Source organism: Bacillus cereus group sp. MS39 (assembly GCF_040448665.1).
Taxonomy (GTDB): domain Bacteria; phylum Bacillota; class Bacilli; order Bacillales; family Bacillaceae_G; genus Bacillus_A; species Bacillus_A wiedmannii.
Genome location: NZ_CP123058.1, coordinates 3112667 through 3131005 on the forward strand (window position 1 = coordinate 3112667; position 18339 = coordinate 3131005).

The window sequence follows — 18339 nt, forward strand, 5'->3', positions numbered from 1 at the left end:
CGCTTTCCTCCTATTTACACAATATACTTTCCGCGATTTATAATAGCTTTCGCAATTTCTCTCTTTTTCGTAAACACGTTCGTGTATAAAGGCACTAATAATTGACGAATTTCAGCTAAAATTACGTGTCTATCTTGTTCTTCTGTGACAGCCGCTGAAAGTATAGAAATCGCTGCTTCTTCTACTTTACGATAGCCTTCTTCACAAATAACGTCAGTTATCATTTGTTTCGTACGCTCTTTCTCTTCACCATTTTTACTAATTGCTTTCCTCGTACGTAAAAATGCTGATTCCATGACGTACACGTCCGTTAACATATTTGATAATACACGTGAATATTCTTGTTCTTGGTCAATTTTTAACCCTGAAGTTTTAGAGAGCGTTTTCAAAGATTGTTTCAACAATTTTTTCGATAATAAAATGTAACGATGGTTTCTTTCAACATTTGCTACATCAACTTCTACTACAGTATCTTCAATTTGTTCCATTTGCTTCATTAACATTTTAGCAACTGTTAATCTATTAATTTCGTTCGTTCCTTCAAAAATACGACTAATTCTAGCATCACGATATAATCGTTCTACCTCGTACTCTTGCATATAACCGTAACCACCATGAATTTGTACAGCTTCATCTACGATATGACCAAGTGTTTCAGAAGCATTTACTTTATTAAGTGCACATTCAATTGCAAATTGAGACATTTTCTTCATAAGATCTTCATCACTCTCATGAATTGCTTCATCAATGACACCTGCTGTACGGTAGGCTGCACTTTCTGCTCCATATGTAGCAATGATCATATTTGCAATTTTCTCTTGAATCATCGTAAAATCTACTAATTCCGTTTGGAACTGTTTTCGCTCTTTTCCATATTGAACCGACAAACCAATTGCTTGTTTTGCTGTTCCAATATTTCCAAAAGCCAGCTTTAGTCTAGCGAAGTTAAGAATATTAAGAGCTACGTGATGCCCTTTTCCAACTTCCCCTAAAACATTTTGAGCAGGGATGACAACATCTTCTAAAATTAGGGTAGCCGTTGAAGAACCTTTAATCCCCATTTTCTTTTCTTCTAATCCAATGGATACACCTTCACATGTTCTTTCGACAATAAACGCTGTCATTCCTTTATTTGTCTTCGCAAAAACAACGTATACATCTGCCATATGAGCATTTGTAATCCACTGCTTCTCACCATTTAACTTCCAAGCAGTACCATCTTCATTTAATACTGCACTTGTTTTTGCACTTAAAGCATCAGAACCAGCATTTGGCTCAGTTAAAGCATAGGCCCCAATCCATTCTCCAGACGCAATTTTCGGCAAATATTTTTCTTTTTGTTCTTTCGTTCCGTAATATATGTAAGGCAATGTACCTACACCAGCGTGTATATTAAAGGAAACACTAAATGCACCAGCGTATCCCATTTTTTCTGCTACAAGCCCTGAAACTGCCTTTCCTAACTCAAATCCGCCGTACTCTTCTGGGACTTCGATACTTAATAATCCAAGTTCTCCAGCTTTCTCAAATAATTGACGAGAAATTTTATAGTTATGTTGTTCTATATTCTCCATTTGTGGAACAATTTCTTGTTTAACGAATTGTTCTGTCGTTTTTGCGATTAAATCTTCATCTCCTGAAAAATCTTCTGGCGTAAAGAAAGTATAATTCACATCTTTATTAAGTGAAAAAAATTCATCCCACGGTAACTTTGTTTTCTCCATCTGAATCCCCCTATCATTTCGGCCTTACTTGCTACTACGTATGCTCGTCTACGATGAGTGGAATTTCTTATTTTTGAAAACAGAAGGCGATGAATTGTCACATCAAGCAGTTCGTTTTGCCAAAGATGTATTCTCATCGCCTTAGTTGTTTTATCTATTGATCCTCTGATAATACTGTTTTTGCAATTCCAGTATCTAGTTCTTCAAAGTCATGATATGAAATTGTTTCATATAACTCACTTCTCGTTTGCATACTTGAAAGTGCAGCTTTTTGAGAACCTGTTTCCTTAATTAAAGTAAACACATTCTCATATGCTTTCGCTGCAACACGAAGTGAAGTTACAGGATAAATAACCATTTGGAAGCCCATATTTGCAAATTCCTCTGCACTATAATACGGCGTTTTCCCGAACTCAGTCATATTCGCAAGTAAAGGCGCATTTACTTTACTATTAAATAGACGGAACTCTTCTTCTGATTGAAGCGCTTCAGGGAATATTGCATCTGCACCTGCTTTTACATAAGCGTTCGCTCTTTCGATTGCTTCATCTAAGCCTTCTACACCGCGAGCATCTGTACGTGCCACAATATATAAGCTTGGTGCAACTTCTTTAATCGCTTTAATCTTTTGAACTAACTCTTCTGTAGTAACGAGTTTCTTACCATTTAAATGTCCACATTTCTTCGGTAATTGTTGATCTTCAATTTGAACAGCTGCTACTTTCGCTTCCACCATTTCTACTGCTGTTCTCGCTACGTTTAATACACCGCCAAATCCTGTATCAATATCAACAAGAACCGGTAAATCTGTAGCTCTTACTAGATCTCTTGCTCTCTCTGCTACTTCAGTAGACGTCACGATTCCTAAATCTGGTAGCCCTTTACTTGCAGTGTAAGCAGCTCCCGATAAATATAAAGCTGAAAAACCTGTATTTTTCGCAACAAGAGCAGCCATTGCATCATGAGCACCTGGAATTTGCAAAATTTCATTTGCTTCTACTAAAGCTCGGAAGCGATTCGCAAGCTCCTCTTGTGTTGACTGTTTATTCACAACCCAAGCCATTCTAAATTCCCCCTATTATTAATTTAAGAATAGATCTACAAATTCGTTTACATTCATATTTTCTAGTTTTTCTTCATTTAGACAAACTTCATGAATTTGTTCTTGTTGCTTACTAGAATAATGACCTGCCATATTTGCAGTGAATTTTTGAACAACTTTTGGAATTGCTTCGTCTCTACGGAAACGGTGACCAAGTGGATATTCACATTCCACATTTTCTGTTACAGTGCCATCCTTGAAATGAACTTGAACAGCGTTGGCGATTGAGCGCTTGTTCGGGTCAAGGTAATCTAAACTGTACTGTTTGTTTTCAACAACAACCATCTTATTACGTAATTCATCTACACGTGGATCATTTGCTACTACATCCTCATAATCATCCGCAACAATATCTCCTTTTAATAAACCAATTGCCGTAATGTATTGTAAGCAATGATCACGATCAGCTGGGTTATTTAATGGACCTTCTTTATCGATAATACGAATTGCTGATTCATGAGTTGTAATCGTAATACGATCAATTTCATCTAATCTTTCTTTAATTTCTGGATGTAATTTCACAGCACACTCTGCAGCTGTTTGTGCATGGAACTCTGCTGGATATGAAACTTTAAATAATACATTTTCCATTACATAAGACTCTAATGGTCTTGCTAACTTTAATTCTTGTTTATTGAATAATACATCTTGGAATCCCCAGCCTGGTGCAGATAATGCTGTTGGATATCCCATTTCACCTTTTAGAGCAGTCATTGCAAGATGAACACCTCGGCTTGTTGCATCACCTGCTGCCCATGATTTACGTGAGCCTGTATTTGGTGCATGACGATATGTACGAAGACTAGAATTATCAATCCATGCATGTGATAATGCATTAAAGATTTCTTCACGTGTTCCGCCGAGCATTTTTGCAACTACAGCAGTTGTTGCTACTTTTACGTATAATACATGGTCAAGACCAACACGATTCAAACTATTTTCTAAAGCTAGTACACCTTGAATTTCATGTGCTTTAATCATCATTTCTAATACTTCACGTACTTTTAATGGTTCTTTTCCTTCTGAAATACGAACACGGCTAATATAATCTGCAACTGCTAAAATACCGCCTAAGTTATCAGATGGATGTCCCCACTCTGCTGCAAGCCAAGTATCGTTATAGTCTAACCAACGGATCATACATCCGATATTAAATGCACCTTTCACTGGATCAAGCACATATGACGTACCTGGTACACGTGTACCATTCGGCACGATCGTTCCTGGTACAACTGGTCCTAGTAATTTCGTACACTCTGGATATTGTAGTGCTAAAATTCCGCATCCAAGTGTATCAAGTAATACGTAACGAGCAGTACTGAATGCTTCTGCGCTATTTACCTCTTTATTTAATACATAATCCGCAATTTCTTCTAATAATGCATCTTTTTGTTTAATTTCATTTGTTTTAATCATACTATTCTTCCCTTTCTGTCGAAAATTCGTTATTATTAATGATGGGTGTCGGTCAAACACCCATCTAGCGGGCGGCGCTAACAACTCCCCAGTTGTTCTTATTTACTAAGTACATGTCGCTCGCCAACATAATTTACACGTGGACGGAACAATCGATTGTTCGCATGTTGCTCAATTACGTGCGCACATAGTCCTACTGTTCTAGAGCTAAAGAAGATTGGTGTGTAAAGTTGAATTGGAATACCAAGCATCCAATATACTGGAGCTGCATAATAATCAAGGTTCGGATAAATTCCTTTTTCCTTCTCCATAATCTTTTCTCCAGCTTCACACATTTCATATAGTGTATAATCACCTTTTACATCACATAACTGCTTTAAAGCTTCCTTCATCATCAGTGCTCTTGGATCCATCTTCTTCATATACACACGATGTCCAAAGCCCATAATTTTTTCTTTGTTATATAGTTTCTTCTGTAACAACTCTTCAAACTTCTCAACATTACCAGCTTCTAAAAGCATGTACATAACCGCTTCGTTTGCACCACCGTGTAAGCTACCTTTTAAAGATGCAACTGCACCTGTTAAAGCACCATATAAGTCCGATTGCGTTGATGCAATAACGCGCGCTGTAAATGTAGAGTTTGGCATTTCATGTTCACTATATAAAACAAGGGAACGATCAAAGATCTTCTCCTCAAGTTCAGTTGGTTTTTTACCTGTTAACATATAGAAGAAATTCGCGCTATATGATAATTCTTGAAGAGGCTGAATTGGCTCTTCATTATTTAAAATATGATAGCTATTCGCTACAATGTTTGGTACTTTGCTCAATAATTTGTACCCGCGGCTTTTGTTTACTTCTAACGAGCGGTTTTCGATATCATTATCGTAACCAGCTAATGCGGACACACCTGTACGCAATCCATCCATCGGGTGCGTTTCTTTCGGTAATGCCTTTAATACGTTGAATACACCTTCTGGTACCGCGTATTCTTCTTTTAATTTCTTTTCGAGTTTTGCTTTTTCATCCTCATTTGGTAGATGTTCTTCCAATAAAAGGTGCACAATGTCTAAATACTCTTTTGTTTTTGAGAGTTCGATTAAATCATACCCTTGAATTACAATTTCACCTTTCACTGTGTCAAGAAACGAAATTTTCGTCTCCGCTGCCACTATACCATCTAATCCCGGGGAAAATTTTTCTTCAGCTTTCATCATTATTTCCTCCAATCCTAATAGATCTTCGTGCACATAACTGTAAGCCTTTACAAAATCGTGAAACTACATTTCTATTTCAATGTATCAGAGTTTTTAGAAGATTTCAATTTATTTTATAATGATAAGTTTCCTATACTTTTACCGATGTAGCAATACAATTTTCTAAAAATAATTTTCACATTTTATAAAGAAAGGACTGACTTCTTTATGCGTCTTATTAAAACAAAATATAAGGATGGCTCAGAAAATCCCACAGAATATATCATTCAACCAATTTTTTTAAGAAAATAAAAAAAACGAGCTGTACACATATACAACTCGTTTCTACATGATATCTATTTCACTATCTCATCAATATAATTCTTATATAAAACTTATTTATTTTTAAAAAAGTTATTATTTCACATAATTAAATTGAATTTCTTCCGTTTCCTCATAGTAACATTTAACTAAATGATAGTTTTTAAAGTACCAAAGATTATAAACATCTCCCAAAATAGAATGACTTTTTTCTCAACTGACACGATTTCCCCATCTGATTTCTCAGAAACTATCCCTAAAGAAATAGTCCGGCTGAATTGAACTATTATTATGTTATCCTTTAACCATTGTAAATCGTTAAGTTCAATTGAAATTTTCATCTTTGTTACTCCCGTTTACGCAAATTCTTTTTTACCTAATCGCTGTTTTACAAAAATGACAAAAATAATGAAAGCGATTAGTCCTGAAATTGCACTACCTGCAAATAAAATACGGTAACCAAACATTTGCGAAACAACTCCAAGTAAAATCGCACCAAGTCCAATCCCTAAATCAAATGCAGTAAAGAATGAAGCGTTAGCAACTCCTCTCTTACTCGGGTCAACAATTGTAAGCATCGCTGCTTGTAATGCGGGCTGTGCTGAACCGAATCCAACACCGTATAATGCAGCTGCGATAACTACCCCTATTAAACTATTTGAAATCATTAATACAACTATCGCGATAACAGTAATACATAATGCCGGGAGTATGATAAATACTTCTCCATACTTATCTAATAGTTTTCCTGAAATTGGTCTTACAATCGTTAAAGCAACTGCATATACAAGAAAGAATGTCCCAGGATTCACATCGATTGAAGATGCAAATAGCGGTAAAAACGTCGTAATCCCTCCATATGCAAATGATAAAAAGAAAACTACAATTGTAATGGATAGAACCGATTTTTCAAACAACTGCATTTTCCCTTTTTCTTTTTGTGGTGTGAATGGCGTTTTCGTCATGGACGATAATAGGACTGCCATAAAGGATAAAAGGGTTGCCAACAAGAATAGGCCGTGAAATGAATAATTTTGTACAACCGATAATCCAATCATTGGGCCGATTGCCATTGCAATTGTCATAGCCATCCCGTACCAACCCATACCTTCACCACGGCGTGAATCTGGAATAATATCAGTTATCGCTGTTCCAACAGCTGTTGTAGAAACAGCCCATGTCACCCCATGAATAACCCGTAAAACAGCTAAAAGAACAATAGTCGATGCTAAATTATAAGAATACATCGTTATCCCAAAAAAGACGAGTCCGAAAATAATAAAAGATCTTCTCCCATATTGATCTAACATTCCTCCGATAATCGGTCGTATTATAACTGCTGATATAGTAAACATTCCCATCATAAGTCCAACTTGTGATTCATTGCCGCCTATCTCTTTAATAAAGAGCGGGAGCGTTGGTACAAGTAAATAAAATCCTGTAAATAAAAATAACATTGCGAAAGTCATTTGAATAAATGATTTCGTCCATAATCGTTCCATTAAAATTCCTCCATAAACACGTATATTCTTGCAATTAACACCTCCATTTTACATTTTCTTAGTCCCTTTTCCCTCCGTAAATAGACGTAACTTTTTATAATAATGGTCCACCATCAATATAAATTGGTCTTACAACTTTATAAGTATACATTAGCCTAAAGTCCTATCTATATGTACCTTTATACGCGTGAAAAGAATATACTACTTTATTATCACAACTTAGGAGTGATTATGTTATGTGGGTATCTTCAAGAGTAACAGCCGTCGTTCCTTCGACTCCTGGGATACACGTTCCAGCCGTTCATACAGCTAGTTCCGATGTAGGAATTGAACTTCCTGCAACTTGGCAACAATATCAAATTCCAGGTCAAGTTACTCCCTCATTTTGGCATCATGGCGCACATCCAAGTAGTACCACCTTTCAAAGCCAAAGTTATCCTCCATTACCTCAGGCTCAAGTTTTTTATCATTTCCCTTCCGTTTATTTCCAAAATTTCTATGGTACTTTTAACATTTAAACGAAAAAAGCACTTAAGATTTGTAATGTTTACAAATCTTAAGTGCTTTTTAATATTATTCATAAAATTTTCTTATTGCCCATTATTAGCAGGAGCCTCTCCTGTATTCCCACCAGTATCTGGTTGTGTGGTCGCTGGTGGCGTTGTATTTCCTTGACCCCCTCCATTATTTGCTGGAGGTGTCGTATTATTTCCTTGGCCTCCTCCATTATTCGCTGGAGGTGTTGTATTTCCTTGGCCTCCTCCGTTATTCGCTGGAGGTGGTGTTCCTTGGCCTCCTCCATTATTTGCTGGAGGTGTTGTATTTCCTTGGCCTCCTCCGTTATTCGCTGGAGGTGTCGTTCCTTGGCCATTTCCATTATTTTGTTCATTTTGTTTCTTTTCTTCCTCTTGTTTCTTTTGCTCTTCTAGTTTCTTTTGCTCTTCTAGTTTCTTTTGTTCTTCTTGCTTCTTAAGATCCTCTTGTTTCTTTTCTTCTTCTTGTTTCTTTAATTCTTCTTGCTTTTTCTCTTCTTCAGTTTTTTGCTGTTGATCTTGTTTTGGTTGTTCCGTTGTATCCGGTACGCTCGTATTTGGAGAAGAATCACGTTTTTCCCCTTTTATACGTAGCTCACTACCTTCTTGAATTACACTACTTGGCATTTTAAATCTTGATTTATCTGTAGCCATCTCGCTCATCATTTCTTTAAAGATCAACTGTGCAATTTTCGTATTTTTACTACTAATATACTCGTCTTTACCATCTTTCATATACCCAGTCCATACTGCCATCGTATATTGCGGCGTATAACCTGCAAACCAACTATCACGAGTTGCACTTTCTGGAATTTTATATTGAGCTAATTGTTTTGAAGCATAGTTTGTTGTACCTGTTTTTCCAGCTACATCTAAAGAACTTATATTTGCCGCTGTACCAGTACCTGATGTCACTACTGAACGAAGCATATCAGTAATCATATATGCTGTAGAGTCAGCTATAACTTGTTTTGGTTTTTGCTCAAAACTTTGTGACTTGCCGTCTGGATAAACTATTTTCTTAACAAAATGCGGTTTTGCATACTTTCCACCATTTCCAAATGTCGCATAAGCACCCGCCATTTCAGTTGGTGATACTTCGTTTGTACCAATAGCTGTAGATTCTGCCAGCGGTTTATTAAATGTAATACCTAATTTCTCAGAGAATTCCTTTGATTTATTAAGTCCTACTTCTTTTGCAGTTTTAACTGCTGGAACGTTACGTGACATTTTTAACGCTTCACGCATAGTAATTGGGCCTAAATGACTTCTGTCCGCATTTCGAAGTTCTTGTCCAGTTGAATATTTAAATGGAGAATCATCAATTTGATGATACGTAGCCCATTTTAAGTATTCAATTGCAGGACCGTAATCAAAGATTGGCTTCATCGTCGAACCAGCTGCACGATCTAATTCAATTGCCATATTATGCCCTTTAAATACTGCTTTATTTTCACCGCGTCCACTACCTATAGCACGAACCTCACCTGTTTTCGTATCCATAAATGTGAAAGCACCTTGGAATTTATCATTTGGATAATCGATAATATTTGTATTTAAAATATTATCAGCTAATTTCTGTGCTTTTGGATCCAAAGTTGTATGAATTTCTAAACCATCTGAGCCAATATTAGCATCGGGCAATTCTTTTTCTACTTCTTTCACAACTGCATCCATAAATGCAGGATATGGCATTGCTTGAAGTTCAGTTGCAGGTTTAAGACCATCCGTTACTGAAACTTTCGATGCTTCTTCCATTTCTGCTTTTGTAATATAACCATGTCGATTCATTAATCCTAGTACAACATTTCTTCTTTCTGTTGCCCTTTGAACATTTTCTGTTTTCGTTGGATCATAGTTATTCGGCGCTTTTGGTAAACCTGCAAGCATCGCAACTTCTGGTAATGTTAACTCCTTTAAATCTTTATCATAATAGTTTCGTGCTGCTGTTGCGATACCATATGAACGGTTTCCTAAATTAATTTTATTTAAATACATTTCTAAAATTTCATGTTTTGAATACTGTTGTTCTAGCTTATACGCTAAATATATTTCCTGAACTTTACGTTTTGATGTTTTTTCCATCGATAAGAAGTAGTTTTTAATAACCTGCTGCGTTATTGTACTTCCACCTTGTGAACCGTAATCTCCTTTAAGACTCACCAAAACAGCACGGGCAGTACCTTTAAAGTCTACTCCACTATGCTCATAAAAACGTGCATCTTCAGTTGCTAAAAATGCATTTTCTACTAATTTAGGAATTTGATCATACGTAACATTCGTCCGTTTTTCTTTCCCGTATTCATATACCAAATCGCCATTTTTATCATAAATTTTTGAGGATAACGGATTAACAAGTTTTGCTTTCTCAAGTTTTGGTGCATCCTTAATCATTACGAAGAAGGTAGCAACCCCCGCCACTAAACCAACAATACCAAGTAATAAACAAGTAATCAAAAACTTACGAAAGAATGATGTTTTACCTTTTGGTTTTTGTGTTTTAGACGCTGGCTGTTTTTTCTTTTTAACTTGTCGTCGCTCCTCTCGAGAACGATAATTTTCTGACATGTTACTTTCTCCTGCCTTTCAATTCTCCCGTTGATTTACTTAAAAATATTGAGGTCACTTTCTAAAATGAATTTAATTAAGAAAGTATATTGACCTGGAGCATTCAATATTTTCCTAATTCACAGATTATAAATTTTAGAATTCTTCTTATACAAACTATTTTCACTTCTATTTTCCTAATAATGCTGCCCCTTGAAGCATAGAATGTAAAAAGTGAATTTTTCATACCTCGTATAAATAATATACCTTTTTTTCAAATGGTCAATATTTTCTTATTTATAAATCAAAGGTGAAATAAAAATAGCACAATGATATGTACTTCGTGTGAACTTCCTTATCATTACGTATAACGAACATTTAATATATTGTATATAAGTATAATACCCCTTTAATTATAAGGATTTCAACACCACAACCACAACATCTACAAGAAATTATTAAAAATGAAAAGTGAGGAGTTGCATAATGATGAAGCTATCTCCCGTGAGTTCCAAAAATATTGTTGCTGTTGGCTATAATCCTTTTTCTATGATTTTACGCATTCAATTAAAGAATGGAATGTATGATTTCTTTAACGTGCCTGAAAACATTTACACCGGTTTATTAAGCGCACAGTCTAAAACTAATTATCACAATACTTATATTAAAAATTCTTACCGCTATACTAAAATTTAAACTTAGACAGAATGAAAAAAAGAAAGGAGGTAGTCCCCCTTTCTTTTTACAATCATTTCACGACTTAGCTATCTTCTATTCCTCTTATTCATTTCATCATATGCTTGAATTTGTTTTTTTAATCTCCGGTCTGCTTTTTTATCATGTACAACTAATATCGCATGTATAACTCCTGGAACCCAAAATATTAATGTTAATAGGAAGTTAATTATCGCTTGAAATGGTTTTCCGCAAAATAATACGGCTACTGGTGGTAGTAGAATTGCCAGTAAATACATCATCTCTTGAAAACTCCTTGTTTTGTATTTTTTATCTCTCTTCTTATCATACGCTCACAAAACCAATTATTTTTATATTTCATACATTCCAATTAAGCATAAAAAACTTTTCTACTCTTATATATTCTATTCCAATGCCTAAAAACCTACTACTTTAATCTTACCACGTATGTAAAATTGAAATCCCCCTTCCTTTATCAAATGTGTATTTTCATATTTTTATTTTTTCTAATCTTTCTTCTTTCTCTATTATAGTTAATCCAATCGCAGAAATAATAGTTCCTATTGCTTGTATCCAAATACCAATGAGTGCTATTCTCTTCTCATCTTTCTTATCAACCATACTGCCCTCATTTTCTATTTCATTCTTTGATACATTAATAATACCTTGATACGCTTGAAGTCCCGCACCTAAACTTTGCAAAGAATTACCTAGTATTATAATTCTCTGTATTGCTTTCATCTGAAGCAAAGCTGCTTCTACTCCTAAAAAAGCACCAATCGATTGTAAACTGTTCCCGACAATTATGAGATAATCATTCTCTTTCAATTGTTTATTTATATTAAAATATGTTCCTATTACATTTGATATATTCCCTAATGCTAATAATTCAATGCCCATTTTATCAAGCATTTCACTTTTATTCTCCAAACACATATTTTGATTTTCTCTTTCAGCTTCATCTCCGGTATCATTACTCGCTATTATTTGTAATATATAACCGAGGGCTTGTAATGAGCTTCCTACAATTACAATCTTCGATTCAACTTTCTCTTCTCCAAGAAATCCTCTTGTCGCCCCAATAGCCGCAGTAAGATTTCCTCCTACTTGAAACCATGCTCCTGTCACTTTTAAACCGCTTGGATTCATTTTTATCACCTATTTAGAAATTTTCTAGTGCTTTTTTTCGCCATACACAAACGGCATCCTTTATCTCATATTTATTTTCTATATGTAATTTTGTGCATTCTAAAACGTGTTAATCATACAAAAAAGCACCTTTAAGGTACTTTTTTTAGACAAAGCGTATATCACTGAAAATATGCTAATTAAAAGATACGTATACAATTCAAAATATATTTACATACATTCTGGGCATGTCAATGAAGCTCCATTTTTATCTATTGTTATATTTAATATATATTGAATCGCGTGATGTGACCACATTTCAGGTGTGGGTGATTCATTTACATACTCTGGTGCACATGAATACAGCATTGGGGTCCTGATACTTCCGCCCGGATCTAAAGCAACAACAGCCATACCATAGGGTAATTCAAGTGCCATAGATTTCGTGATACCTTCAATTGCAAACTTTGAGGCACAATATGGCGCCAGCTCAGCTTCTCCCTCTCGGCCCCAACTAGAACTCATATTAATAATCATTCCTTCTTTCCTAGCTACCATCGCTGGGACAAATGCCCTAATTACATTTACTACACCATTTACGTTTACATTCATTACATTTTCGAATTCTTGAGCTGTTACTTTCCACAGTGGCGCATTTTTATTAACAATCGATGCATTATTTATTAACAAATCAGGTGCTCTATATCTATGAAGTATATAATTCGCCCAATTACTTACTTGCTGGGAGTCTGAAACATCGATTATTTGAAAATCATGTATATTACCGTAATATTTTTTCAATTCTTCAATTTTATCTTTTGAACGTCCACAGCCATATATATTCCATCCCAATTCATCAAATCGATCAACCATTGCACGACCTAATCCTTGCGTCACTCCTGTAATCATTACAATTTTTCCAGTTTCGTTTCGCTGCATATACCTCTCCTCCTTTATAAAATTTTACACTCTCCCTTTTCATTCAGCCATTTACTAAAGTATCAACTCATTTCATACTTTAGTAGGAGTTTTTATGTAAGCAAAAAGAGTAACCATAACAGTTACTCTTGCTTATATATCAAAAAAGTCATTATTTATTTCGTTATTGCTTTTATATTTCAGCTTCTCTTTCCCGCATTTCTCACACCGATACATAAAAGCTACACCAAGATTACTTCTTTTCAAATCTTCATTATCCTGCATCTTAATAAAACCATTTTTATGCTTACAGTGAGATTCATCTGAAAAAATTTCAAACTAATTTTTCATCATAGAACAGTTCACCTCTATGAAAGAATCTTCATCTAGTCTGATTACCTATTTTTATTTAAATTCTCAATCTCATTTTGCAACTTTTTGAATTGTTCAAAATGCATAGTGATAGATTGACTATTTCCATAATCAACACTATGCTTCACAAATAAAACACCAGTGTCATGAAAAATTGCTTCCAGTTCTTTTCTGATGGATACTTTCATTATATGTGCTGTTTTAATAGCCGATAAAATTGCAATTTCATTAAACTTTAATTTTATTTCATTTGGACAAAATGCTTCTTCAACCAATATAACTTCATTGCTATAAATAAGTGCAACAAGATTACTTGATTTTGCATCTGTTAAATCTACTTTTTTTATAACATTATTCATTACATTTTGCCTCCTTTGATTTCGCATATATTAATTATACAATTATTTTTCATAAAAATTACTCAACCTTACATTAATTTTAACATACTTTTATTGTAGGATTAAGCTACACTTCAAACGTTTTACTATTCCACAATTTTTGTTACATGAACCATTTGGACTATAACACCATATAGTAGTATTAACAAATGATTGTAAAGCGGGTGAAAACTATGCCCTCAGTTGTAGGGAATTTAGTTGTACAAAATAGTAACGGTTCATTTAATTTAGGCGATTTCTACAATGTTTCTCCGAAAGAAAATACGAAGGCTTATAATGGATCTGGTGCTTCAAATGTTGGTTTTGTTGTTAATACTTTTAATGGTGTGAGCGCGACTAATACTTTTGATTCTGACCTTGCAGATCAAAACCAAGTAGGTACAGCTTAGTCCTATTTTTTCATCGTACTGTTTAGGAATAATAAATTTGTCTATACTATAATCAGGCTGTTACACAGCTATTATTGATTTTTGGAGTACCCTATCTTTTTCTCCCTTTCCCTGGGGCTTAGCAGCTAGTATGAAGCTAGCTGCTTTTTCTTTTCATTATTTATATCCCTCATCTAACATAACGTAAAGGAAGCTAAAATTGAAATTCCAGCTTCCTTTACGTTATTTCAATAATATCAGAAGTATTAAATACGTAAGTTTTATAAAATGCGTCAGTACATATTACAATGCACTTTAGCGGGTTTATATGCACTACTGTCATATAACTTGTAAGGATGTAACCATCTTCAAAATATGTCACCAATATTTCTTTCTCAGACAATAATGACGTTAATAATTTATCAGAAATTCTCTCTTTTGCTTCGTTTGTTAAGAACGGTTTTTGTACTTTAAACTTCTCTCCAACAATCTTTCGCATACTTAATAACTGTTCCGACATTACTGTAAATGGAACCCATTCTCTTTCTATTTTCTGCACCTTTACATCATTCATTTATTTATCTCCTTGATCATTTATCCATTTTATTTCACACATATTGTTCCTCGATTATTCGTTAATAATTGCTAGGCTCATATTTATCCCGCATTAACAGGTAGTGAAGCTCCTACCTCAAAATCCGCTATATGCGAGGAGGTAAGACGAAAATCAACTGCCCGTAAACGCTTAATTGGTGAAAGCTAATAAATAACGGACGATGAACACCCCGCTAATTAAAGTTTCACTTTATTTCTTATTCGTATACTATCTGCACACACAAGAACATCCGTTCTAATTATACACGAACCTACGTTCTTTTGGAATGATTTAAATTATATTTTTATCCATCATTTATTTTTTCTTCATCAAATGAGCTTTTCACTTCTTATATAAAAGTTTTAATTTTTCAAGTTTATTAACCAACTATAAATGAAAGCATATATTATAAAGAACGAACTCACAAAATTTCTATAGAAAAGAGAGCAATGTAAACACTCTCTTTTCGTACATACTGTTTAAGAATACATATTCTCCCCTTACTACATATATTTTGGTTGTACTATTATATGTAATTCCCTCTCCGTTACTGCTTTTTTTGGGTTACGAAAATACTCTAATTCGTATTTTAATACTTCATACTCAACCATCCCAATCTTAATCCCTTTCGTTTCCTTTAAAATAGCTAATAAGTTACTTATATCTTCATCATACGATTCAAAAACCTTCCCTCCATCTTCTCTTTGAAAAATTACTTTCATATTTTCTCCTCCTACGTAATATATTTATCTATTAAATAATTTGTTTAAAAGCATTCTTTCTTTATCCTAAAAGTTTCATACTAAAAAGAACATCCTTTTTAGTAGAATGCTCTGCTTTTCACTTCATTTCACATCAATATTTTTTCAATACTATTGTATGTTTCATTCTGCAAATTATGTTTATCCACTTCAATAAAGAAAAACTTAAATCAATTCAGGTTTTAATTAGCCCACGCCAATCAGACTACATGCAAATAGTGGGATGAAATTAATAAATCCACTTTATATTTAATAAAATTAAGCAAACGAAACATTATAATATCAACATTCTATGAAGCATTGATCATTCCAATTTAAAACAATTACATAAATTCCCATTGTAATTCTTAATATTTAAATGTAATATTATATTGTCTTACTATCTATTTATAACTCACACACTAACTAGAAAAGGGAACCTATAAAGGTTCCCTTTTCTAATTACAGTCATTATTTCTTTTCTAGAAATTCAAATGTATTTTTAAAGTCTTTATCGTTCACTTTAATATCAACATCTTTCAGTAAATCATTGACTACTTGTTGTTTCCATTTTCCAGTCGTATCTTGTAGTCTTTGCTGTTCTAAATCTTTACGAATTTGATCTTTTACTTCATCAAATGGCTTCAATTCTTTTTTATCTGTCACTTTAATAATATGGTACCCGTAAGTTGTTTTTACCGGCTCACTTACTTGTCCTGCATTTAATTTATATGCAGCTTCCTCAAATTCTTTCACCGTTTGTCCTGGAGCAAAACCAGTTATTTCTCCGCCTTGTTCTTTTGAACCAGTATCCTCTGAGTATTGCTTGGCTAAAGCTGTAAAATCTTCACCATTATTTACTTTCTCTTTCACTTCTTTAGCAGTCTTTTCATCTTTCACTAAAATATGACTTACCTTCATTTCTGGTTTATAGTTATCTTTTACATCTTTTTCTGTGACAGTCGCTTTAATCGCTTTCTCAAATGCAATTTCTGGCTTCATTTTTTCTTTTAATTCATCTTCATTCTTCAAGCCAACTTGCTCTAAAGTCGATTTGAAGTTATCACCCATCTTTTCTTTTGCTTCTTCTACTTGTTTTTTTGCTTCCTCATCTGAAACTTTATATTTATCTAACAACGCCTTACTTAACACCATTTGGTATAAAGTACTTTCCCCATATTTTTGTCTTAATTCTTTACTTAACTCTTTTTCTGTAACATTGCCTACTTTTGATGTTACTACGTTGTCTGAGGAACCACATGCCGATAATGCCAGTACTACGCATGAAATAATTGTTCCTAAAAATAGCTTTTTCTTTTTCAATTCAAAATACCTCACTTTTATTATTATATAAGAATAACTATACAATGTACTTGTGTTAACAATGTGTTTTCCACATGTAATTCATTTCATTTGAATAAACTATGTATCTTGTTCTTTTTTGTTCAAATATTAAAGGTCATCTTACTATGTATCAGTAAAATGACCCTTTACGTATTCCTATAGACTCTTAATATTTACATGTTCTTCCAGTATCCAATTATTTTGCCCGATATCTACCGCATTTTTGGCTCTGCCCCACACACGAAAAGATTTTGATCCATCAATATTTCCTTTATAATTTATACATTCAGGCTCTGCATAGTAATTAACTCCATACCCAACGGGATATTTTGAAGATGCATAAAACCATTTCACATCAAAATGTTTTACATATACCCACTGTTTATCATTGCCTAAGCAAATCATATCTTTATTTGCGCCTCCCCAATAACCATGTAAGACTAAATATGGAGTTTTTTGAGTGATTGTACCTGTAAACTGAGGATTCGCAGGATTTTCATATAGATTTATGCCATATCCATCAGAATATTTCGAAACCGCAATACCAATACCAGTTGATTGTTGTGTATCCTCTTTGCCGGATTGAACAGATTGATTTACTTGATCCGATCCTATAAACCAAGAAAGCGACTTTTTTCCTATTAATTGATTTAAATCACATTTCCCAATACCAGGAACATTTCCCGAATCAGTATATTGCCAAATATCACACGGATATGCTGGCTTATTTCCTCCATAACGAGGAATCCATACAAAATCAACTTCAATATTACGTGCTCCAAATGATACATACGTGTGATGCCCCACGTATAGCCCTACTTTTTTCGCACCTAAACGGCGTAATTCATCTATAAACGCTTGTGTCCCCCCTTGCATATCCATCATCGTTTGAATTTCTACGTCCACCACCCAAAACTTAGCAGATTTATCGCCACGACTCCAAAAATCTTGTGCCTCTTTCCTTGCATCAGCAATAGATATAAAACGACAAAATGCATAATTACCAAATGGAATACTGCGTTTCTTCATTTCATTCACATAATTTTGATACATAAAATCTACCGTATTCGAACCATCTTGAACTCTAGCAATAACTAAATCTAGCTGAGATGCTGCAATATCCCAATCAATAGTGCCATTCCATTTTGAAATATCGATAATATACCCCAATACAATTCATCCCCTTTTTAATATCATATTCAAAGCTTGTCTTATTAAAAGCCCCTTATGCCTAATACTAGCTATCTATACTATAAATAAAGAAAATCTATATTTTTTTCAAAATATACGATCTTTTAATTAAGTTTCTACTAATTTTTCATAATCTAATCACACCATTAAACTCCATATCATTATCAACTCAACTAAAAATTTCATATTATATATTAATCTAAACAAAAAACGCAGTATACAATACTGCGTCTTAGGAGCTGATT

The 18339-nt window shown here is 34.1% G+C and carries 18 protein-coding genes and 1 pseudogene; 3 read left to right on the top strand and 16 right to left on the bottom strand.

Going from position 1 to position 18339, the window contains the following annotated elements; translation table 11 throughout:
- Window positions 1-14 precede the first annotated feature (14 nt).
- From QEP67_RS16285 to QEP67_RS16310, 6 genes and pseudogenes are all read right to left on the bottom strand, one after another.
- Complete coding sequence (locus QEP67_RS16285) at window positions 15-1724, bottom strand: acyl-CoA dehydrogenase family protein (protein ID WP_048566463.1); 1710 nt, start codon at window positions 1722-1724, stop codon at window positions 15-17.
- 154 nt (window positions 1725-1878) lie between these two features.
- Entirely contained in the window at window positions 1879-2787 is a 909-nt protein-coding gene (gene prpB, locus QEP67_RS16290; protein ID WP_000312649.1) for a methylisocitrate lyase, read from the bottom strand.
- A gap of 18 nt (window positions 2788-2805) precedes the next feature.
- Window positions 2806-4242 carry a 2-methylcitrate dehydratase gene (prpD, locus tag QEP67_RS16295; RefSeq protein ID WP_000598116.1) on the bottom strand — a complete coding sequence of 479 codons (1437 nt, stop codon included), beginning with the start codon at window positions 4240-4242 and terminating at the stop codon, window positions 2806-2808.
- 98 nt (window positions 4243-4340) lie between these two features.
- Window positions 4341-5462 carry a citrate synthase gene (gene mmgD / locus QEP67_RS16300; protein WP_002108333.1) on the bottom strand — a complete coding sequence of 374 codons (1122 nt, stop codon included), beginning with the start codon at window positions 5460-5462 and terminating at the stop codon, window positions 4341-4343.
- A 396-nt stretch (window positions 5463-5858) separates the two neighbouring features.
- A pseudogene (locus QEP67_RS16305) lies at window positions 5859-6103 on the bottom strand (cytoplasmic protein).
- A 15-nt stretch (window positions 6104-6118) separates the two neighbouring features.
- The gene (locus QEP67_RS16310) at window positions 6119-7264 is read right to left on the bottom strand and encodes an MFS transporter (RefSeq protein ID WP_353706324.1); all 1146 of its coding nucleotides are present in this window, start codon (window positions 7262-7264) and stop codon (window positions 6119-6121) included.
- A 236-nt stretch (window positions 7265-7500) separates the two neighbouring features.
- On the opposite strand from QEP67_RS16310, the gene QEP67_RS16315 reads away from it, so the two are divergent.
- Window positions 7501-7782 (top strand): hypothetical protein, encoded by a 282-nt coding sequence (locus QEP67_RS16315; protein ID WP_000270181.1) that lies wholly within the window; start codon window positions 7501-7503, stop codon window positions 7780-7782.
- Window positions 7783-7854: 72 nt separating this feature from the next.
- Here QEP67_RS16315 and QEP67_RS16320 read toward each other — a convergent pair whose 3' ends face one another.
- A complete protein-coding gene (locus QEP67_RS16320) occupies window positions 7855-10365 on the bottom strand; it encodes a PBP1A family penicillin-binding protein (protein ID WP_064056129.1) in 2511 nt (836 codons plus the stop codon).
- 465 nt (window positions 10366-10830) lie between these two features.
- Here QEP67_RS16320 and QEP67_RS16325 point away from each other — a divergent pair, with 465 nt between their 5' ends.
- Complete coding sequence (locus QEP67_RS16325) at window positions 10831-11040, top strand: KTSC domain-containing protein (protein ID WP_000977083.1); 210 nt, start codon at window positions 10831-10833, stop codon at window positions 11038-11040.
- Between the two features lie 68 nt (window positions 11041-11108).
- Here the strand turns inward: QEP67_RS16325 and QEP67_RS16330 are convergent, their stop codons facing one another.
- From QEP67_RS16330 to QEP67_RS16350, 5 genes are all read right to left on the bottom strand, one after another.
- The gene (locus tag QEP67_RS16330) at window positions 11109-11321 is read right to left on the bottom strand and encodes a YqaE/Pmp3 family membrane protein (protein WP_000990230.1); all 213 of its coding nucleotides are present in this window, start codon (window positions 11319-11321) and stop codon (window positions 11109-11111) included.
- A gap of 208 nt (window positions 11322-11529) precedes the next feature.
- Window positions 11530-12189, bottom strand: a complete 660-nt coding sequence (locus QEP67_RS16335) for a hypothetical protein (protein ID WP_001069866.1) — start codon at window positions 12187-12189, stop codon at window positions 11530-11532.
- Between the two features lie 210 nt (window positions 12190-12399).
- Window positions 12400-13107, bottom strand: coding sequence for an SDR family NAD(P)-dependent oxidoreductase (locus tag QEP67_RS16340; protein ID WP_353706325.1), 708 nt, complete (start codon window positions 13105-13107; stop codon window positions 12400-12402).
- A gap of 132 nt (window positions 13108-13239) precedes the next feature.
- Window positions 13240-13419 carry a hypothetical protein gene (locus QEP67_RS16345; RefSeq protein ID WP_239661032.1) on the bottom strand — a complete coding sequence of 60 codons (180 nt, stop codon included), beginning with the start codon at window positions 13417-13419 and terminating at the stop codon, window positions 13240-13242.
- A gap of 62 nt (window positions 13420-13481) precedes the next feature.
- Window positions 13482-13817, bottom strand: coding sequence for a hypothetical protein (locus QEP67_RS16350; protein WP_001066867.1), 336 nt, complete (start codon window positions 13815-13817; stop codon window positions 13482-13484).
- Window positions 13818-14029: 212 nt separating this feature from the next.
- On the opposite strand from QEP67_RS16350, the gene gerPF reads away from it, so the two are divergent.
- Window positions 14030-14245, top strand: coding sequence for a spore germination protein GerPF (gerPF, locus tag QEP67_RS16355; RefSeq protein WP_001141565.1), 216 nt, complete (start codon window positions 14030-14032; stop codon window positions 14243-14245).
- A gap of 217 nt (window positions 14246-14462) precedes the next feature.
- Here the strand turns inward: gerPF and QEP67_RS16360 are convergent, their stop codons facing one another.
- The 4 genes from QEP67_RS16360 to QEP67_RS16375 form a co-directional block, all read right to left on the bottom strand.
- The gene (locus QEP67_RS16360) at window positions 14463-14798 is read right to left on the bottom strand and encodes a YolD-like family protein (protein ID WP_048566466.1); all 336 of its coding nucleotides are present in this window, start codon (window positions 14796-14798) and stop codon (window positions 14463-14465) included.
- A 524-nt stretch (window positions 14799-15322) separates the two neighbouring features.
- Window positions 15323-15541, bottom strand: coding sequence for a hypothetical protein (locus QEP67_RS16365; RefSeq protein WP_000864290.1), 219 nt, complete (start codon window positions 15539-15541; stop codon window positions 15323-15325).
- 489 nt (window positions 15542-16030) lie between these two features.
- The gene (locus tag QEP67_RS16370; RefSeq protein ID WP_353706326.1) at window positions 16031-16882 is read right to left on the bottom strand and encodes a peptidylprolyl isomerase PrsA; all 852 of its coding nucleotides are present in this window, start codon (window positions 16880-16882) and stop codon (window positions 16031-16033) included.
- Between the two features lie 177 nt (window positions 16883-17059).
- Window positions 17060-18073, bottom strand: a complete 1014-nt coding sequence (locus QEP67_RS16375) for a glycoside hydrolase family 25 protein (protein ID WP_000540545.1) — start codon at window positions 18071-18073, stop codon at window positions 17060-17062.
- Window positions 18074-18339: the final 266 nt, after the last annotated feature.

What these genes read in the sequence shown, in the direction of transcription:
- QEP67_RS16285 (WP_048566463.1), bottom strand. Translation starts at nt 1,724, where the DNA reads ATGGAGAAAACAAAGTTACCGTGGGATGAATTTTTTTCACTTAATAAA.
- prpB (WP_000312649.1), bottom strand. Translation starts at nt 2,787, where the DNA reads ATGGCTTGGGTTGTGAATAAACAGTCAACACAAGAGGAGCTTGCGAAT.
- prpD (WP_000598116.1), bottom strand. Translation starts at nt 4,242, where the DNA reads ATGATTAAAACAAATGAAATTAAACAAAAAGATGCATTATTAGAAGAA.
- mmgD (WP_002108333.1), bottom strand. Translation starts at nt 5,462, where the DNA reads ATGATGAAAGCTGAAGAAAAATTTTCCCCGGGATTAGATGGTATAGTG.
- QEP67_RS16310 (WP_353706324.1), bottom strand. Translation starts at nt 7,264, where the DNA reads ATGGAACGATTATGGACGAAATCATTTATTCAAATGACTTTCGCAATG.
- QEP67_RS16315 (WP_000270181.1), top strand. Translation starts at nt 7,501, where the DNA reads ATGTGGGTATCTTCAAGAGTAACAGCCGTCGTTCCTTCGACTCCTGGG.
- QEP67_RS16320 (WP_064056129.1), bottom strand. Translation starts at nt 10,365, where the DNA reads ATGTCAGAAAATTATCGTTCTCGAGAGGAGCGACGACAAGTTAAAAAG.
- QEP67_RS16325 (WP_000977083.1), top strand. Translation starts at nt 10,831, where the DNA reads ATGATGAAGCTATCTCCCGTGAGTTCCAAAAATATTGTTGCTGTTGGC.
- QEP67_RS16330 (WP_000990230.1), bottom strand. Translation starts at nt 11,321, where the DNA reads ATGATGTATTTACTGGCAATTCTACTACCACCAGTAGCCGTATTATTT.
- QEP67_RS16335 (WP_001069866.1), bottom strand. Translation starts at nt 12,189, where the DNA reads ATGAATCCAAGCGGTTTAAAAGTGACAGGAGCATGGTTTCAAGTAGGA.
- QEP67_RS16340 (WP_353706325.1), bottom strand. Translation starts at nt 13,107, where the DNA reads ATGCAGCGAAACGAAACTGGAAAAATTGTAATGATTACAGGAGTGACG.
- QEP67_RS16350 (WP_001066867.1), bottom strand. Translation starts at nt 13,817, where the DNA reads ATGAATAATGTTATAAAAAAAGTAGATTTAACAGATGCAAAATCAAGT.
- gerPF (WP_001141565.1), top strand. Translation starts at nt 14,030, where the DNA reads ATGCCCTCAGTTGTAGGGAATTTAGTTGTACAAAATAGTAACGGTTCA.
- QEP67_RS16360 (WP_048566466.1), bottom strand. Translation starts at nt 14,798, where the DNA reads ATGAATGATGTAAAGGTGCAGAAAATAGAAAGAGAATGGGTTCCATTT.
- QEP67_RS16365 (WP_000864290.1), bottom strand. Translation starts at nt 15,541, where the DNA reads ATGAAAGTAATTTTTCAAAGAGAAGATGGAGGGAAGGTTTTTGAATCG.